Origin of the sequence: Vibrio sp. Isolate23, assembly GCF_022398095.1 — a bacterium.
Classification (GTDB): Bacteria; Pseudomonadota; Gammaproteobacteria; order Enterobacterales; family Vibrionaceae; genus Vibrio; species Vibrio coralliilyticus_A.
The window spans coordinates 52,321-71,269 of the sequence record NZ_JAKEUV010000005.1 but is presented as its reverse complement, the minus strand read 5'-3'; the positions used below and the strand labels follow the sequence as shown (position 1 = coordinate 71,269).

Sequence of the window (18,949 nt, the reverse complement as noted above, 5' to 3'; positions counted from 1 at the left end):
TTCATGACAGTTCAACATACTCAAGATTTAGCGCAAATTCGCGCCATGGTGCCAGAAATGCGTCGTGTGAAATCTATCCACTTCATTGGTATTGGTGGAGCGGGAATGAGCGGCATTGCTGAAGTGTTGCTCAACGAAGGTTATCAGATCACGGGGTCAGACTTAGCTGAAAACCCTGTGACAGAGCGTTTGACCAATAAAGGCGCCAAGATCTTCATTGGCCATGCTGAAGAAAATGTTCAACAAGCCAGTGTAGTTGTCGTCTCTACGGCGATTAATGAAGAAAACCCAGAAATTAAAGCAGCACGTGCGGCAAGAGTTCCGGTGGTACGCCGTGCTGAGATGCTAGCGGAACTGATGCGTTTTCGCCATGGTATCGCAGTGGCAGGGACTCACGGAAAAACTACGACCACGGCTTTGGTAACCCAGATATACTCGGAAGCGGGTTTAGATCCGACATTTGTGAATGGTGGTTTGGTTAAGAGCGCGGGGACGAATGCTCGTCTTGGTTCTAGCCGTATTCTCATTGCGGAAGCTGATGAAAGTGATGCGTCCTTCCTTCATCTTCAGCCTATGGTGAGCATTGTCACTAATATCGAAGCAGATCATATGGATACCTACGGTGGAGACTTTGAAACCCTGAAGCAGACGTTCATTGATTTTCTCCACAACCTTCCTTTCTACGGGCAAGCGATTGTATGTATCGATGATCCAGTCGTGAGAGCATTGATTCCGAGGATCAGCCGCCAAGTGATCACCTACGGTTTTTCTGAAGATGCGGATGTACGTATTGAAAATTATCATCAGGAAGGCCAACAAGGTAAGTTTACTGTCGTGCGTCAGGGGCGTGCCAACCTTGATATTACATTGAACATTCCTGGTCGCCACAACGCACTCAATGCCTCTGCTGCAATTGCTGTGGCAACTGAAGATGATATTGACGATGAAGCCATCTTATGTGCCATGGCTGGAACGCAAGGCACAGGGCGTCGTTTTGATCACCTTGGTGAGTTTGATACCGGTAATGGTAGCGCAATGTTGGTCGATGATTATGGCCATCACCCGACGGAAGTCGATGTCACGATTCATGCGGCTCGTAATGGATGGAAAGAGAAGCGTTTGGTAATGATTTTCCAGCCACATCGCTACAGTCGTACTCGTGATTTATACGATGACTTTGCTAATGTCTTAGAACAAGTTGATGTTCTTTTGATGTTGGATGTTTACTCTGCTGGCGAGAAGCCAATTGCGGGCGCTGATGGGCGTGCTTTATGTCGAACGATTCGTAGTCGAGGAAAAATCGATCCGATTTTTGTTTCCGATAGTAATGCCTTACCTGCTGTTTTAGCGAATGTTTTGCAAGATGGTGACTTGGTTCTAACGCAAGGTGCAGGAGATATTGGCAAAGTAGCGAAACAATTGGCGGCTTTTGAATTAAGTATCGATAAGATGCATATGGCGTGATTGGAAACATGAGATTTCGATTAATTCGACTAATTAATGCAATTAAAGTGCGATTTCTCAATTTCAGTATTTGATACTTTCAATGACGCCAGTATAATCCGGAAGTTAAAGTCATTGCTTTTGCCTTTTTAAGAAATTGAGATAGGGGTTAAAGTTGCGAACTGATAGCAGGGACAGCGGTCTTGATTGAGAGCACTTTAGATGAAGGCCGTCGCTTTACTGATTCTCCACTAGTGAAAAAACATGCTTTTGGTAGCATATTTTTGCTGGTGGTTTTGCTATTGATAAGCTCTATCCTTCATTCCACGATATCTTGGATGTGGGATGATAAGCGTTTGCCTTTATCGAAAATAGTCTTGGAGGGAGATCTGAAATACGTTTCTTCCCTTGATGTGCAGCGTGCGTTTGCTACGTTGCAACATGTGGGTACCTTTATGTCTCAAGACGTGAAAGTACTCCAGAAGACTGTAGAGGCTATCCCTTGGGTTTCTCATGCATCGATTCGCAAACAATGGCCTGACACGGTCAAAGTTTTTCTGACTGAGTATGAAGCGGCTGCTATTTGGAATGGTAGTGAACTCCTTAATAGTCAAGGGCTTGTTTTTAATGGCGACATTGGCAAGCTAGAAGGAGAGCGTGTCAAGCTTTATGGTCCCGCAGGTACGAGCCAAGAAGTATTGGACGTATGGCGGCAAATTAACCCTAAGTTTGCAGTGCTGAATCTGAACATTTCCTCGTTATTACTGAATGATCGCCGTGCATGGCAGATTATCCTTGATAACGGTATCCGGCTTGAACTGGGTAAAGAATCTTTAGAAGAGAGGGTGAAAAGATTCCTCTCTTTATACAAAAACTTAGGTAGCGACTCACAAAGAGTTAGCTATATTGACCTCAGGTATGATACGGGAGCCTCCGTCGGTTGGTTCCCTGAGCAAGAGTTAGAACAAGAGAGCACAGATGACTAAGACCGCTGATGACAACATTATTGTTGGTCTTGATATTGGCACTGCAACCGTATCAGCTCTGGTTGGAGAAGTACTGCCTGATGGTCAGATAAACATAATTGGCGCAGGAAGTAGTCCATCACGAGGAATGGATAAAGGTGGTGTCAACGACTTGGAATCTGTTGTCAAATCTGTTCAGAGAGCTGTTGACCAAGCTGAGCTAATGGCGGAATGTCAGATCAGTAATGTCTTTATTTCTATCTCTGGTAGACACATAGCTAGCCGAATAGAGAAAGGCATGGGAACCATTTCTGATGAAGAGGTTTCTCAGGAAGATATGGATCGTGCGATTCATACTGCTAAATCTATCAAAATAGGTGACGAACAACGCATTCTGCATGTAATTCCACAAGAATTTACGATTGATTACCAAGAAGGGATAAAAAATCCGCTAGGTTTATCAGGAGTAAGAATGGAAGTCAGCGTGCATTTAATCTCTTGTCACAATGATATGGCAAGAAACATTATTAAAGCCGTTGAGCGATGCGGTTTGAAGGTTGAGCACTTAGTTTACTCCGGTTTGGCTTCGAGTAATGCGGTGATCACTGAAGATGAACGTGAGCTCGGTGTTTGTGTTGTCGACATCGGTGCTGGCACTATGGATGTATCCATTTGGACTGGCGGAGCACTGAGACATACGGAAGTTTTTTCCTATGCAGGTAATGCGGTAACAAGTGATATTGCTTTCGCCTTTGGTACTCCAGTGAGTGATGCCGAAGAAATAAAAGTGAAATATGGCTGTGCTCTGAGTGAGCTAGTAAGCAAGGATGACACGGTTAACGTTCCTAGTGTAGGAGGTCGACCATCACGCAGTTTACAAAGACAAACTTTGTCTGAGGTGATTGAACCTCGTTATACTGAGTTAATGGGGCTGGTTAATCAAACTATCGATACTGTTCAGGAGAAGCTGCGCGAAGAAGGGATAAAACATCACCTTGCGGCTGGTGTAGTACTGACTGGTGGTGCTGCACAGATTGAAGGATTGGTAGAGTGTGCGGAACGTGTATTCCGCAATCAAGTACGAGTTGGTAAGCCACTAGAAGTGAGTGGGCTAACAGACTATGTAAAAGAGCCGTATCACTCGACGGCAGTGGGTTTACTTCATTATGCAAGAGATAGTCAAATTAACGACGATACAGAGTACAATGAGCCTAAGCGCCAATCTGTAACGACATTATTTGGGCGTTTGCGTAACTGGATACAAAAAGAATTTTAACCTGAGCAGCAGGATAAACGGAGATAACACATGTTTGAACCGATGATGGAAATGTCTGACGACGCAGTAATAAAAGTCGTTGGGGTTGGTGGCGGTGGTGGTAATGCCGTTGAACACATGGTACGTGAATCCATCGAAGGCGTGGAGTTCATTAGCATCAACACTGATGCGCAAGCGCTTCGTAAAACAAGCGTTAATAGCGTAATCCAGATTGGTGGTGACATTACCAAAGGTCTGGGTGCAGGCGCTAACCCTCAGGTTGGGCGTGATGCTGCTCTCGAAGATCGAGATAGAATTAAAGAAGAGCTCGATGGTGCCGATATGGTATTTATCGCAGCTGGCATGGGTGGTGGTACAGGTACAGGTGCTGCTCCAGTGATTGCAGAAGTCGCAAAAGAGCTGGGCATACTTACTGTTGCTGTAGTAACTAAGCCATTTAGCTTTGAAGGCAAAAAGCGTTTAGCGTTTGCTGAGCAAGGAATTGAAGAGCTATCTAAACAGGTAGACTCATTAATTACGATTCCAAACGAAAAGCTACTAAAAGTACTGGGTCGTGGTATCACTCTACTTGAAGCTTTTGCTAGTGCGAATGACGTACTTAAGAATGCAGTACAAGGTATTGCAGAGCTTATTACTCGTCCTGGCATGATTAACGTCGACTTTGCGGATGTTCGTACCGTGATGTCGGAGATGGGTCATGCAATGATGGGTAGCGGCGTAGCCAAAGGTGAAGACCGTGCTGAAGAAGCGGCTGAGATGGCTATCTCAAGCCCACTTCTTGAAGATATCGATCTCGCAGGTGCTCGTGGTGTTCTGGTTAACATTACAGCTGGCCTTGATATGCGTCTGGATGAGTTTGAAACAGTGGGTAATACGGTTAAAGCATTTGCTTCAGATAATGCTACAGTTGTTATCGGTACTTCATTGGATCCTGATATGGCCGATGAAATCCGAGTGACCGTTGTTGCTACTGGTATTGGTACAGAGAAAAAGCCTGATATCACTTTAGTTGCGGGCGGGAAGACGAAAGTAGCTTCTGTTTCTCAACCACAAACTCAGCCAGCGGCTCCAACTCAGCAGCCAGCTGTCAATAAAGTGGAAGAGAAACCGGCACCAAGTTTGCAAGAGAAACCTCAGGTGACTCCTCAGCCGACAAGTTCTGCTCCTTCAAGCTCAGGTGCTGGTCAACAAAGTGCTGCACCGAAAGCGGATAAGGACACTGGTTATCTTGATATACCAGCATTCTTGCGTCGTCAGGCTGACTAAAATTAAATCATAATTTGACACTGTTCAAAATTATGGTACGATTCGCGGTCAATATTGCTTATTGACCGTGTTTTGTAGCAATTAGTACTGAGGCAAGCAGATGATCAGACAACGTACTCTGAAAGAAATAGTGAAAACAACTGGTGTGGGTCTCCACTCTGGTCGTAAAGTCACACTTACTCTTCGCCCAGCGGCTGCAAATACAGGTATCATTTACCGCCGTACGGATGTAAATCCTCCTGTTGATTTCCCAGCAGACCCAGCTTCAGTTCGTGACACCATGCTTTGTACGGCATTGGTGAACGATGAAGGCGTGCGTATCTCAACCGTTGAGCACCTCAATGCAGCTCTTGCTGGTATGGGCATAGACAACATTGTGGTTGAGGTCGATGCTCCGGAAATTCCTATTATGGATGGCAGTGCTAGCCCTTTTGTATTCCTCCTTCAACAAGCTGGCATTGAAGAGCAAAACGTACCAAAACGCTTTATTCGTATTAAAAAGCCTGTTCGCTTTGAAGACGGTGATAAGTGGGCTGAATTTGTCCCTTTCAATGGCTTCCGTATGGACTTTGAAATCGAATTCAACCATCCCGCGATTGAATCTGATGAACAGCATTTATTATTTGATTTTTCATCGCAAGGCTTTGTAAAAGATATCTCTCGTGCTCGAACTTTTGGTTTTATGCGAGATATCGAACATTTACAGTCTCAGAATCTATGTCTAGGTGGTAGCTTTGACTGTGCCATTGTACTGGATGAATATCGAATTCTAAACGAAGAAGGCCTTCGTTTTGATAATGAGTTTGTCACTCATAAAGTGTTGGATGCGATTGGCGATCTTTACATGTGTGGTCATCCAATCATTGGTGAGTTCCGTGCGTTTAAGTCTGGACATGGCTTAAACAACCAACTGCTGCGTTCTGTTCTAGCAGATCAAGAAGCGTGGGAGTGGGTAACGTTCGAAGAAGAAGCGACTTCTCCAGTTGCCTTCGCCGAGCCTAATGTGGTTGTTGCATAATAAGTATGAAGTTTTGAAAAGCCAGACGAAAGTCTGGCTTTTTTGTTTGCCGCACGGCAAAAATCTGCCTGCTGAGAAAGAAGAATCGCGTGGCCGACTTTAGAGTACGGTAAGCCGCGAAAATTGAAGAGATGCCTTATCAGCGTATAAACATCCACCATATAACCTCAAAAAATAAAGAATGCTTCAAACAAATAACCTTGTTATTGGTTGTTAGAGGCAAAATTCCTTAAACTAACCGCCACTTAAGCCTTGAAATATATAGTTCTCATCGCAATATCTGGGTAAAGTGATTTATCTCAGTATTCTTAGTTCAAAACTGTTAGAGACTGAAGGCACAGAATGTAGATCGGGCCCGATCTAAGTAAAGAGAGATGCATAGCAAATGATAACTAAGCTACTGACAAAGGTAATTGGCAGTCGCAACGACCGCACGTTACGTCGCCTTAGAAAGATTGTAAAAGAAATTAATAACTATGAACCTACGTTTGAAGCGTTTTCTGACGAAGAGTTGAAAGCGAAAACAGTTGAGTTCCGCCAGCGTCTTGAACAGGGTGAAACATTAGACAAACTTCTACCTGAAGCGTTTGCGACAGTTCGCGAAGCATCAAAGCGTGTATATGGTATGCGTCACTTCGACGTCCAGCTTATTGGTGGTATGGTGTTAAATGCTGGTCAGATTGCTGAGATGCGAACTGGTGAAGGTAAAACTCTGACAGCAACGCTACCTGCCTATTTGAATGCATTGAAAGGCGCTGTTCACGTTGTGACAGTCAATGACTACTTAGCAAAACGCGATGCTGAGACTAACCGTTCTCTGTTCGAGTTCCTTGGAATGACGGTTGGTGTCAACGTACCGAACATGCCTCCCCAAGAGAAAAAAGAGGCATATCAAACTGACATTTTGTATGGCACAAATAACGAGTTTGGCTTTGACTACCTGCGTGACAATATGGCCTTCCGTGCCGAAGATCGTGTTCAACGTGAGCGCTTCTTTGCGATTGTTGACGAAGTGGATTCCATCCTAATTGATGAAGCGCGTACGCCTCTGATTATTTCTGGCCCAGCAGAAGACAGCTCCGAGCTTTACACTCGTATTAATACTTTGATTCCTAACTTACAAAAGCAGGATCAAGAAGATTCGGAAGAGTATCGTGGTGATGGACATTACACGGTAGATGAAAAGTCGAAGCAAGTTCATCTGACAGAAACGGGTCAGGAGTTTGTTGAAGAGCTGATGATCAAAAATGGCCTGATGGAAGAGGGAGATACTCTGTATTCTCCTGCAAACATCAGTCTGCTACATCACGTTAATGCAGCACTGCGTGCGCATGTGTTGTTTGAAAAGAACGTTGATTACATCGTCAACGAAAATGGCGAAGTGGTTATTGTCGACGAGCATACCGGCCGTACTATGCCAGGTCGTCGTTGGTCTGAAGGGCTTCACCAAGCGGTTGAAGCGAAGGAAGGCGTTAAGATCCAAAACGAGAACCAAACCTTAGCTTCGATTACATTCCAGAACTATTTCCGCTTGTATGAAAAATTGTCAGGTATGACTGGTACTGCGGATACGGAAGCATTCGAATTCCAGTCGATTTATGGCCTAGAAACGGTCGTGATTCCAACGAATAAACCTATGATTCGTAACGATATGCCAGATGTGGTTTATCGTACTGAGGCAGAAAAGTTTGCTGCTATCATTGAAGACATTAAAGAGCGAGTAGAGAAAGGCCAGCCTTCGCTGGTGGGTACGGTTTCTATTGAGAAGTCAGAGCTTCTATCTAATGCGCTTAAGAAAGCTAAAATTAAGCACAACGTACTTAATGCTAAATTCCATGAAAAAGAAGCTGAAATTGTTGCAGAAGCAGGGACTCCGGGGGCTGTAACAATCGCAACCAACATGGCAGGCCGTGGTACGGATATTGTGCTAGGTGGTAGTTGGCAAGCTCAAGTTGAAAAACTAGACAATCCGACTCAAGAGCAAATAGACAAGATTAAAGCGGATTGGAAAGAAGTTCACGATAAAGTGCTGGAAGCGGGCGGCCTTCATATTATCGGTACCGAGCGTCACGAATCACGCCGTATTGATAACCAGTTACGTGGTCGTTCTGGTCGACAAGGTGATGCGGGTTCTTCACGTTTCTACCTATCCATGGAAGATTCACTGCTACGCATCTTTACTTCTGATCGTATGGCAAGTTTGATTCAAAGCGGTATGGAAGAAGGTGAAGCGATAGAATCTAAGATGTTGTCTCGTTCCATCGAAAAAGCACAACGTAAAGTGGAAGGGCGTAACTTTGATATCCGTAAACAGCTGCTTGAATACGATGACGTTGCTAACGACCAGCGTAAGGTTGTTTATGAACTTCGTGATGAGTTGATGGTTGTTGAAGACATCAGCGAGATGATCGAGCAAAACCGTGCTGATGTGCTCACTGCTGTGATCGATGAATACATTCCGCCGCAGTCTTTAGAAGATATGTGGGATGTTGAAGGTCTACAAGAGCGTTTGAAAAACGATTTTGATCTCGATGCACCCGTCAAGCAATGGCTGGAAGAAGACGATAAGTTATACGAAGAAGCACTTCGTGAGAAGATCCTGGAAACAGCGGTTACTGTCTATAAAGAGAAAGAAGCGGTGGTTGGTGAGCAGGTTCTGCGTAACTTTGAAAAATCTGTCATGCTGCAAACACTGGATACACTTTGGAAAGAGCATTTGGCGGCAATGGATCACCTTCGTCAAGGTATTCACTTACGCGGCTATGCACAGAAGAACCCGAAACAAGAGTACAAGCGTGAGTCATTTGAACTTTTTGAGGGGCTATTAGATTCTCTGAAGTCAGATGTGATCACGATTCTTTCGAAAGTTCGTGTCCAGCAGCAAGAAGAAGTGGAGCGTATGGAAGCACAGCGTCGTGCGCAAGCGGAAGAAGCGGCTAGACGAGCTCAAGCACAGCACGCATCAGCTGAAAATCAGCTTTCTGATAGTGAAAAAGCCGAAGACATTCATCAACCAATGGTTCGTGAAGAACGTAAAGTTGGTCGAAATGAACCTTGCCCATGTGGTAGCGGTAAGAAATACAAACAGTGTCATGGTCAAATTAGCAGTTGATCCTGTTCTAAGGTAAATATAAAGAGTCGCTTAGGCGGCTCTTTTTTTAAGGAAAAATACAATGAAACGTACGCATATTGTTGCTGCCATTATCTTTAACCGAGATAAGTCAGAGGTTTTTATTACGAAACGACCAGATGAAAAGCATAAAGGTGGCTTTTGGGAGTTCCCAGGTGGAAAAGTCGAGTCTGGGGAAACGATCGAACAAGCCATTGTTCGTGAATTAGACGAAGAGGTAGGAATTCGAGCGACAGAGCTGAGTCTATTCGAACATCTCGAGTTCGATTATCCAGACAAGTCGCTTAAGTTCGATTTTATCTGCGTGATGGAATTTGAACATTCCCCTTACGGTAAAGAAGGGCAGCAAGGCGCTTGGGTTCGCGTTGCGGAATTAAGTCGTTACGCTTTTCCTGAAGCAAACATGCCAATCTTGCAGCGAGTCATGAAGGAATTTTCTTGATAGCCTTTAGGTGGTTGATCATTTTTTAAAATTTAATCAGGAAAGATCAACACACTCTAGCCAGCTGCACTTAATGTTGGTAGTTTTAATCCACTACGCAAAAGTAATGAGAATAATGGAGAGGTGCAATGGTACGTATTGCAATTGCAGGAGCGGCTGGCCGTATGGGCCGAAACTTAGTTAAAGCGACTTATCTGAATTCACAGTCTCAGGTAGGGGCTGGCTCTGAGAGACCTGAGTCATCTTTAGTTGGTGTCGACATTGGTGAGCTATGTGGTGAAGGAAAGTTTGATGTCGTATTGACGGATGATCTGACAAAAGATATTGCTAACTTTGATGTCATCATTGATTTTACTGCGCCTTCGAGCACACTTGCTAATCTCGAATTATGTAAGCAGCATAACAAAAGTATTGTTATCGGAACGACTGGATTTACTGAGTTGGAACGTGAGCAAATAGATGAGTTCGCTAAGCATGTGCCTATCGTAATGGCACCTAACTACTCAGTGGGCGTTAACCTAGTATTTAAGCTGTTGGAAAAAGCCGCCAAGGTAATGGGTGATTACTGCGATATCGAAATTGTTGAAGCGCATCACCGTCATAAGGTTGATGCACCGTCTGGCACAGCTATCGGCATGGGCGAAGCGATAGCTGACGCTATGGGCAACAAGCTCAATGACGTTGCTGTCTATGCTCGTGAAGGCATCACAGGTGAACGTACTAAAAATGAAATTGGTTTTGCGACCATTCGTGCTGGTGACATTATCGGTGAGCACACCGCTATGTTTGCTGATATTGGTGAACGTGTGGAGATCTCCCATAAAGCGACTGACCGTATGACTTTTGCTAATGGTGCTGTTAAAGCCGCCGTTTGGCTAGATGAGAAGCCTGTGGGCTTTTATACAATGACTGATGTACTAGGTCTGAATGAACTGTGAGTTTAATTACTTGTTTGTCTCTTAGATTTAAAATTAGCTAAATCACTTAAAGTAAATAATTATGCGCTGGGCTTGCCCGGCGCTTTTTGTGTTAAACGAACGCAACCTAGTTCATCAACAAGTTACAGTGCTCTTTTTTAGTTATGTTTGTTGTTTGTTTTGTGTCTTATGTTGTTTAATTGGTGTTTAGGCCTTAAAAGTTGCATTCTTTTTTGTTTGTTCATCGTTTGCGCATTTTTTAAGATAAAAACTGTGATTCATGATGATGGAAAAATAAGGTGTTTCATAAAACCTTCACCTGTTAGCAAGTAAATAACAACTAAAGTGATGTTTTTGGGCATCTTGAAAGGTTTTTTCTTTTAAGTGCTCTAAATATTTAATTTATTTTTATGTCTCTGTTGACACATTCATATCGCCTCATTAGAATACCGCCAATTTGTCTAAATAACCTAAAAACGCTTTTTTACAGCGTGAAGGAAGGCAGATTTGCAGTTTAATTTATTATTTTTGCATTTTTATTCTGGAGGTTGTCTTGAGTAAATCAGCACTGTTAGTCCTAGAAGATGGGACAGTGTTCCACGGTGTTTCCATTGGAGCAGATGGTTCGTCCGTTGGTGAAGTTGTTTTTAATACCTCGATGACGGGGTACCAAGAAATCCTCACTGATCCTTCCTATTCCCAACAAATCGTCACACTCACTTATCCTCACATAGGCAATACCGGAACCAATTCCGAAGACGAAGAATCCTCTTCCATTCATGCACAAGGCCTTGTGATTCGCGATCTCCCTCTAATCGCTTCTAACTTCCGCAGTGAACAATCCCTTTCTGATTACCTTAAATCGCAAAATATCGTCGGCATTGCTGATATCGATACTCGTAAGCTGACTCGCATTTTGCGAGAGAAAGGTGCGCAGAACGGTTGTATCGTTGCGGGTAACAATTTAGACGAGGCTCTAGCGCTAGCTAAAGCGAAAGAATTCCCTGGCCTAAAAGGTATGGACCTTGCGAAAGAAGTTACAACAAAAGAAGCGTATCAATGGAAACAAGGTTCGTGGACGCTCGAGGGTGGACTTCCTGAGGCGCAAGACGACAGCGAGTTGCCATATCACGTTGTTGCCTATGACTTCGGTGCAAAGCGAAACATCCTGCGTATGCTTGTTGACCGAGGCTGCCGCTTAACAGTCGTTCCAGCTGAAACCAGTGCAGAAGAGGTGTTGGCGCTAAACCCAGATGGCGTATTCCTATCGAATGGTCCTGGTGACCCAGAGCCATGTACTTACGCTATCGAAGCAACCAAAGTATTCCTAGAAAAAGGTCTACCTATTTTTGGTATCTGCTTAGGTCACCAAATACTAGCTTTGGCATCAGGTGCTAAGACAGTGAAGATGAAATTTGGTCACCATGGTGCTAACCACCCAGTTAAAGACCTAGATCGTAACGTTGTAATGATTACTTCTCAGAACCATGGTTTCGCTGCGGATGAAGCAACACTACCTGAGAATCTACGTGCAACTCACGTGTCACTATTTGATGGCTCTCTACAAGGTATCCACCGTACAGACAAGCCAGCATTCAGCTTCCAAGGTCACCCTGAAGCAAGCCCTGGTCCACACGACGCAGCACCACTATTTGACCACTTTATCGAACTAATCAAACAACACAGCGCTTAATTCGGAGTAGTAGAGAATGCCAAAACGTACTGACTTAAAAAGTATTCTAATTCTAGGTGCAGGCCCGATTGTTATCGGTCAGGCATGTGAGTTTGACTACTCTGGTGCTCAAGCATGTAAAGCACTGCGTGAAGAGGGTTACCGAGTTATCCTTGTAAACTCTAACCCTGCAACCATCATGACTGACCCAGACATGGCGGATGCAACTTACATCGAACCAATCCAGTGGGAAGTGGTTCGCAAGATCATCGAAAAAGAGCGCCCAGATGCAGTACTACCAACAATGGGTGGCCAAACGGCGCTTAACTGTGCACTAGACCTTGAGAAACACGGCGTACTTGCAGAGTTCGGTGTAGAAATGATTGGTGCGACAGCTGACGCTATCGATAAAGCAGAAGACCGTTCTCGTTTCGATAAAGCGATGAAGTCTATTGGCCTTGAGTGTCCTCGTGCAGATACCGCGAAGAGTATGGAAGAAGCTTACCAAGTTCTCGATATGGTTGGCTTCCCATGTATTATTCGTCCTTCGTTCACTATGGGTGGTACTGGTGGTGGTATCGCTTATAACAAAGAAGAGTTCGAAGAGATTTGTCGTCGTGGTTTGGACCTGTCGCCAACTAATGAACTGTTAATCGATGAATCGCTGATCGGTTGGAAAGAGTATGAGATGGAAGTGGTTCGTGATAAAGCGGACAACTGCATCATCGTATGTTCTATCGAAAACTTTGACCCAATGGGTATCCACACGGGTGACTCAATCACAGTGGCACCGGCCCAGACTCTGACGGACAAAGAATATCAGTTGATGCGTAATGCATCTCTAGCAGTACTGCGCGAAATCGGTGTTGAGACTGGTGGTTCAAACGTACAGTTTGGTATCAACCCGAAAGATGGCCGTATGGTTATCATCGAGATGAACCCACGTGTATCTCGCTCTTCTGCTCTTGCTTCTAAAGCAACAGGTTTCCCAATCGCTAAGATCGCAGCGAAACTGGCCGTTGGCTTTACTCTTGATGAGCTACAGAACGACATCACGGGGGGCGCGACTCCAGCGTCATTCGAACCAACAATCGACTACGTAGTAACTAAGATTCCTCGCTTTAACTTCGAGAAATTTGCAGGTGCTAACGACCGTCTGACCACTCAGATGAAGTCCGTTGGTGAGGTTATGGCTATCGGCCGTAACCAACAAGAATCTCTACAAAAAGCGCTTCGTGGCCTTGAAGTTGGTGCCAATGGTTTTGACGAAATGGTTGATCTCGATGCGCCTGACGCACTAACCACAATTCGTCATGAACTAAAAGAAGCTGGTGCAGAGCGTATTTGGTACATCGCGGACGCATTCCGTGCTGGTATGTCAGTAGATGGCGTATTCAATCTAACGGCAATCGACCGTTGGTTCCTAGTTCAAATCGAAGAGCTGGTTAACCTAGAGAACCAAGTTAAAGCCGGCGGCTTTGCTGGCTTGACTGAAGATGTGCTTCGTAAGATGAAGCGTAAAGGCTTCTCTGATGCACGTCTATCTTCAATTCTTGGCGTGTCTGAAAGCGAGATTCGTCGACTACGTGACCAGTACGATATCCACCCTGTATACAAACGCGTGGATACTTGTGCGGCAGAGTTCTCTTCTGATACCGCTTACATGTACTCATCTTACGATGAAGAGTGTGAAGCTCAGCCTACAGATAAAGACAAGATCATGGTTTTGGGTGGTGGTCCAAACCGTATCGGTCAAGGTATCGAATTTGATTACTGTTGTGTACACGCTTCACTTGCTCTACGTGAAGATGGCTTTGAGACTATCATGGTTAACTGTAACCCTGAGACAGTATCTACCGACTACGACACTTCAGACCGTCTGTACTTCGAACCTGTCACACTTGAAGATGTACTCTCTATCGTACGTGTCGAAAAGCCAAAAGGCGTTATCGTTCAGTACGGTGGTCAAACACCACTGAAACTCGCTCGTGCACTAGAAGCAGCAGGTGTACCAATCATAGGTACTAGCCCTGACGCAATTGACCGTGCGGAAGACCGTGAGCGTTTTCAAGCAGCGGTTGACCGTCTGGGCCTTCTACAGCCTGAAAACGCGACAGTAACGACTATCGAGCAAGCGGTTGATAAGTCAAAAGAGATTGGCTTCCCATTGGTTGTACGCCCATCTTACGTACTTGGCGGTCGTGCGATGGAAATCGTATACGATGAGCAAGACCTACGTCGCTACTTCAACGAAGCGGTGAGCGTGTCGAACGAATCGCCAGTGCTTCTGGACCGTTTCCTAGATGACGCAACTGAAGTGGATATCGATGCTATCTGTGACGGTGAGCGTGTGGTTATCGGCGGTATCATGGAGCATATCGAGCAAGCAGGTGTTCACTCTGGTGACTCAGCATGTTCACTACCTGCTTACACGCTAAGTCAGGAAATTCAGGATAAGATGCGTGAGCAAGTAGAGAAGCTGGCATTTGAGCTTGGTGTACGTGGTCTGATGAACACCCAGTTTGCCGTGAAAGACAACGAAGTTTACCTAATCGAAGTGAACCCTCGTGCTGCACGTACTGTACCGTTTGTTTCTAAAGCAACAGGTGCGCCACTAGCGAAGATCGCTGCACGTGTCATGGCTGGTCAATCTCTAGAGTCTCAGGGCTTTACTAAAGAGATCATCCCGCCTTATTACTCAGTGAAAGAGGTAGTACTACCGTTCAACAAGTTCCCAGGTGTTGATCCACTGTTAGGCCCAGAAATGCGTTCTACTGGTGAAGTTATGGGTGTGGGTGCGACCTTCGCAGAAGCTTACGCTAAAGCTGAGCTAGGTTGTGGCAATGTTTACCCAGAAGGCGGCCGCGCATTACTGTCTGTTCGCGAAGGCGACAAGCAGCGCGTCGTTGACCTAGCATCTAAGCTAACCAAGCTTGGTTATCAGCTAGACGCAACACACGGTACAGCGGTAATCCTAGGTGAAGCGGGCATCAACCCTCGTCTTGTTAACAAGGTACACGAAGGTCGTCCACACATCCTAGACCGCATCAAGAACAACGAGTACACCTATATCGTGAATACGACTGCAGGTCGTCAGTCGATTGAAGATTCAAAAGTTCTTCGTCGCGGCGCATTGGCTGAGAAAGTGAACTACACAACCACACTTAACGCAGCGTTTGCCGTATGTATGGCTCACACAGCAGATGCAAAAACGTCGGTTACATCAGTTCAAGAGCTGCACGCTAAAGTCGCTGAGAACGAAGCGTAATAACAATCAGTAGGCTCGCAACGGAGCCTATATGACAACCTCATTGCCCGCTCTTTTGAGCGGGCTTTTTTGTCTGTTTACTGTTGAAAAATAGGAATGAGTTAAAGTCTAATCTTTCTCTAAGAGAATTATTAACTTAGTGATATTTTGAGTGAAAGATATAGATAACCAATTGATAGACAATGGAACTCACACTCGAAATACTGACGATACTTTTCTTTGTAGCTACGGTTGCAGGCTTTATTGATGCTATGGCTGGTGGCGGTGGTTTGTTAACTCTACCTGCGCTTCTGGCCGCTGGTGTGTCGCCGACACAGGCGCTTGCGACCAATAAGCTGCAAAGCTCATTTGGCAGCTTTTCAGCCAGTTGGTATTTCGTTCGGAACGGCATCGTCAGTATTAAAGAGATGCGTCTTGCTATTGTCTGTACGTTTATTGGTTCGGCGGTTGGTGCTGAAGCTGTACAGTATATAGATACGGGTGTACTGACGAGTCTGATTCCGATTTTACTGGTCGCTATTTCGCTCTACTTTCTGCTGATGCCTAAAACCAAACAGCACTCCGGTGAAGCGAACATCTCAGAAGCCATGTTTGCTTTCAGTGTTGGAGGCGGAGTGGGCTTTTATGACGGTTTTTTTGGGCCGGGAACAGGCTCCATCTTTACGGTTTGCTTTGTTGCTTTAGGTCATTTTTCTCTGGTAGATGCCACCGCTCGTACCAAGGTTCTTAACTTCACGTCTAATATTGCCGCACTATTGTTCTTTATTTTTGCTGGACTGCCTATTTGGGAATTAGGTCTTGTGATGGCTATAGGAGGGTTTATTGGTGCTCAACTAGGGGCAAAAGTAGTGGTAGCGAAAGGACAGAAATGGATTCGCCCTTTAGTGATAACAATGTCGATGCTGATGGCTGCAAAGTTGTTGTGGCAAGAACACTCGGATTGGTTGTTCGCTTTATTGGCTTAAAACCGATTACTCTAGCGCCGATTTCGCAACGGAAGTCACGACATTATCGACTAAGTTTTTGATTCGTTGGTTCTTATAGGAAGAAGCTCGTAAGCAGACATGCAGAGGTCGATAGAGCGGCTGTAACTGAGCGAAATGATGGCAGTGACATTGGTCGATCTTAAGGGTTTTGATAACTGAGAGAGGAACCAAAGCAGGTGCAATACCAGCAAGTGCCAGTTGAGCCGCCGCAGCATAGGAATCCATTTCCATCACAGGTGTCATATTCAGCCTTTTGAGAATCTTTAACTGATACGTATTGGCGGTATTAGCAAGATCATTAGTAATGATGGTGTTTGGTAATTGCTCTAGTGGACGATCAGAAACAATAAAGAAAGGTTCATCGAGAAGGTGAAATGTTTTTAATCCATGTTGAGGTGGAAGTAAGCCAGCACAAATACCGAGGTGAGCCTTCCCGGACTGAACATGTTCCACGATTCTTGGTGTGTGATTGGTGGTGATGCGAATGTAAGGATCCGATTTAAAGTGCTGGCCAAGGATATCCGCAAGGTAACTGGCTACTAGAGTTTCAGAGCAATCAATGGTGACTAGGCTCTTTTCTGCCATCGATTGTTGCTCATAGATGCGTCCTCTCAGCTCATTGAACGTCGGGCCAATACTCTCGATAAGGTCGATCGCCTCTTGAGTAAGCTGAACATTCCTTCCATCCGGTACAATCAGTTTTTTCCCCAGCTTTTTCTCTAGGTTAGCAATGCGTTTGCTGACAGCGGATTGGCTTATATAGAGCTGGCTTCCGGTTCGGCTCATTGTTTTTGCTTTACTTAGTGCTAACAGTGTTTCGATACCTTCCAGCAGCATTGAATTGTGTCCAAGATAGTCTGAGAGAGGGTACTGTACCTAATAAAAAAGCGGCGCTCAATGAACGCCGCTTTACAAATTAAATTCAAAATCTAAGAATTATAGAGATTCAGTAAATGTACGTGCGATGACATCGCGTTGCTGCTCAGTTGTCAGTGAGTTGAAACGAACTGCGTAGCCAGAAACACGGATAGTTAGCTGAGGGTACTTCTCAGGGTTAGCGACAGCGTCTTCTAGAGTTTCACGCTTAAGAACGTTCACGTTTAAGTGCTGACCACCTTCGATGCGTGGTGCTGCTTCAATTGCTACTTCACGGCTCTCATATTCGCCTAGCTCTTTAATTGCGACAACTTGGTCAGCTTCAAAGCCTGAGTTAGCAGCAACACATCGTGCTTCATTCTTTTCACTATCTAGTAGCCAGATAGAGTTTAATAGTGCGTCATTTGCCGCTTTAGTAATTTGGATACCTTGAATCATTACCATCTCCTATCCACATTTGTGGTGTTAATTTCCGAGTTTTATTGAGCTACGTATTATATAGCTCAAAAGGAGTATATTAGTTTTGATTTAAGTCAAATAACCACCAAAAACATTACTTTTAGAAGGGTTACTATTTTGATGTGAATCAATAATTTGTTTTATAACAATGACATTTTATTATATTTTAATATTTAAAATAATTTTCCAACCTTATGTTTGTTGTAAATTTACTACATTTAAGTGTTTAGTATTGAGCGAATACCAATAAGTTGTTGTAATTCATGCAGCATAGTGAAAGTCAAAAGTGATAAAACAACAATGTTAGACAATTTGTACGGTAATAAGTTTATCGGGGCCCATGTTTCTGCCGCTGGTGGTGTTGATCAGGCTCCACTAAGAGCTAAAGAAATCGGAGCTAATGCCTTTGCTCTGTTTACAAAAAATCAACGTCAATGGGCGGCTAAGCCACTTGAAGAAAAAACGATTCACGCCTTTAAATCTAACTGCTTGAAGTTGGGGTTTAAGGCCGATCAAATCCTTCCTCATGATTCATACTTGATAAACTTAGGTGCTCCTGAAGAAGAAAAACTAGAGAAATCTCGAGCGGCGTTTATTGATGAGATGAAGCGATGCCATCAATTAGGGCTAACTTTGCTTAACTTCCATCCTGGCAGTCATTTAAAGATGATTTCGGAACAAGAGTGCCTAGAAAGAATCGCTGACTCGATCAACCTCGCTCATCAAGCCGTCCCTGATGTTATAGCTGTGATTGAGAATACCGCAGGTCAAGGAACTAACCTTGGTTGGCAATTTGAGCACATTGCACAAATTATAGATAAGGTGAAAGATAAGCAGAGGGTTGGAGTTTGTATAGATACTTGCCATCTGTTTGCAGCCGGCTATGATCTTCGGAGTTATGAAGCGTGTGAGTCGACCTTTGCTGAGTTTGATCGAGTTGTTGGCATGCACTACCTCAGAGCAATGCACATTAATGACTCAAAGGCAGAGCATGCCAGCCGGGTCGATCGCCACCATGCTCTAGGTAAAGGAGAAATTGGATGGTCATGTTTTGAATACATAGCCAGAGATCCACGATTTGATCATATTCCTTTGATTTTAGAAACAATTGAGCCGGAACGTTGGCCTGAAGAAATCGAATTTATTCGTCAGCATCACTTAGCATGGCTCAAAGAAATCGCCTGACCTAACAAAAGTGGCATCAAATTTTCATAGTGAGTGTAGGTACTCA

At 44.5% G+C, this 18,949-nt stretch carries 14 protein-coding genes; 12 read left to right on the top strand and 2 right to left on the bottom strand.

Annotated features, from left to right (window positions below; genetic code table 11):
- The first annotated feature begins 3 nt into the window (after positions 1-3).
- The 11 genes from murC (at position 4) to L1D31_RS13915 (ending at position 16,362) form a co-directional block, all read left to right on the top strand.
- Entirely contained in the window at positions 4-1,464 is a 1,461-nt protein-coding gene (gene murC, locus L1D31_RS13965) for a UDP-N-acetylmuramate--L-alanine ligase (protein WP_239837709.1), read from the top strand.
- 182 nt (positions 1,465-1,646) lie between these two features.
- On the top strand, positions 1,647-2,429 hold the full coding sequence (locus L1D31_RS13960) for a cell division protein FtsQ/DivIB (RefSeq protein WP_239837708.1): 783 nt from the start codon (positions 1,647-1,649) through the stop codon (positions 2,427-2,429).
- The gene (gene ftsA / locus L1D31_RS13955; protein WP_239837707.1) at positions 2,422-3,684 is read left to right on the top strand and encodes a cell division protein FtsA; all 1,263 of its coding nucleotides are present in this window, start codon (positions 2,422-2,424) and stop codon (positions 3,682-3,684) included. The genes L1D31_RS13960 and ftsA overlap by 8 nt, the downstream gene beginning before the upstream one ends.
- A 30-nt stretch (positions 3,685-3,714) precedes the next feature.
- Complete coding sequence (gene ftsZ / locus L1D31_RS13950; RefSeq protein ID WP_239837706.1) at positions 3,715-4,950, top strand: cell division protein FtsZ; 1,236 nt, start codon at positions 3,715-3,717, stop codon at positions 4,948-4,950.
- Between the two features lie 100 nt (positions 4,951-5,050).
- Positions 5,051-5,968 carry a UDP-3-O-acyl-N-acetylglucosamine deacetylase gene (gene lpxC / locus L1D31_RS13945; protein ID WP_239837705.1) on the top strand — a complete coding sequence of 306 codons (918 nt, stop codon included), beginning with the start codon at positions 5,051-5,053 and terminating at the stop codon, positions 5,966-5,968.
- Positions 5,969-6,353: 385 nt separating this feature from the next.
- Complete coding sequence (secA, locus tag L1D31_RS13940; protein WP_239837704.1) at positions 6,354-9,080, top strand: preprotein translocase subunit SecA; 2,727 nt, start codon at positions 6,354-6,356, stop codon at positions 9,078-9,080.
- A gap of 61 nt (positions 9,081-9,141) precedes the next feature.
- A complete protein-coding gene (gene mutT / locus L1D31_RS13935; RefSeq protein WP_239837703.1) occupies positions 9,142-9,540 on the top strand; it encodes an 8-oxo-dGTP diphosphatase MutT in 399 nt (132 codons plus the stop codon).
- A 128-nt stretch (positions 9,541-9,668) separates the two neighbouring features.
- Positions 9,669-10,478 carry a 4-hydroxy-tetrahydrodipicolinate reductase gene (gene dapB / locus L1D31_RS13930; protein WP_239837702.1) on the top strand — a complete coding sequence of 270 codons (810 nt, stop codon included), beginning with the start codon at positions 9,669-9,671 and terminating at the stop codon, positions 10,476-10,478.
- Between the two features lie 532 nt (positions 10,479-11,010).
- Complete coding sequence (gene carA, locus L1D31_RS13925) at positions 11,011-12,150, top strand: glutamine-hydrolyzing carbamoyl-phosphate synthase small subunit (protein WP_239837701.1); 1,140 nt, start codon at positions 11,011-11,013, stop codon at positions 12,148-12,150.
- 16 nt (positions 12,151-12,166) lie between these two features.
- Entirely contained in the window at positions 12,167-15,397 is a 3,231-nt protein-coding gene (gene carB / locus L1D31_RS13920) for a carbamoyl-phosphate synthase large subunit (RefSeq protein WP_239837700.1), read from the top strand.
- 182 nt (positions 15,398-15,579) lie between these two features.
- Positions 15,580-16,362 carry a TSUP family transporter gene (locus L1D31_RS13915; protein ID WP_239837699.1) on the top strand — a complete coding sequence of 261 codons (783 nt, stop codon included), beginning with the start codon at positions 15,580-15,582 and terminating at the stop codon, positions 16,360-16,362.
- Between the two features lie 6 nt (positions 16,363-16,368).
- On the opposite strand, the gene L1D31_RS13910 is transcribed toward L1D31_RS13915, so the two are convergent.
- A complete protein-coding gene (locus L1D31_RS13910) occupies positions 16,369-17,220 on the bottom strand; it encodes a LysR family transcriptional regulator (protein ID WP_239837698.1) in 852 nt (283 codons plus the stop codon).
- A gap of 99 nt (positions 17,221-17,319) precedes the next feature.
- Entirely contained in the window at positions 17,320-17,697 is a 378-nt protein-coding gene (grcA, locus tag L1D31_RS13905; RefSeq protein WP_239837697.1) for an autonomous glycyl radical cofactor GrcA, read from the bottom strand.
- Positions 17,698-18,018: 321 nt separating this feature from the next.
- On the opposite strand from grcA, the gene nfo reads away from it, so the two are divergent.
- A complete protein-coding gene (gene nfo, locus L1D31_RS13900; protein WP_239837696.1) occupies positions 18,019-18,903 on the top strand; it encodes a deoxyribonuclease IV in 885 nt (294 codons plus the stop codon).
- The last annotated feature ends 46 nt before the right edge of the window (positions 18,904-18,949 follow it).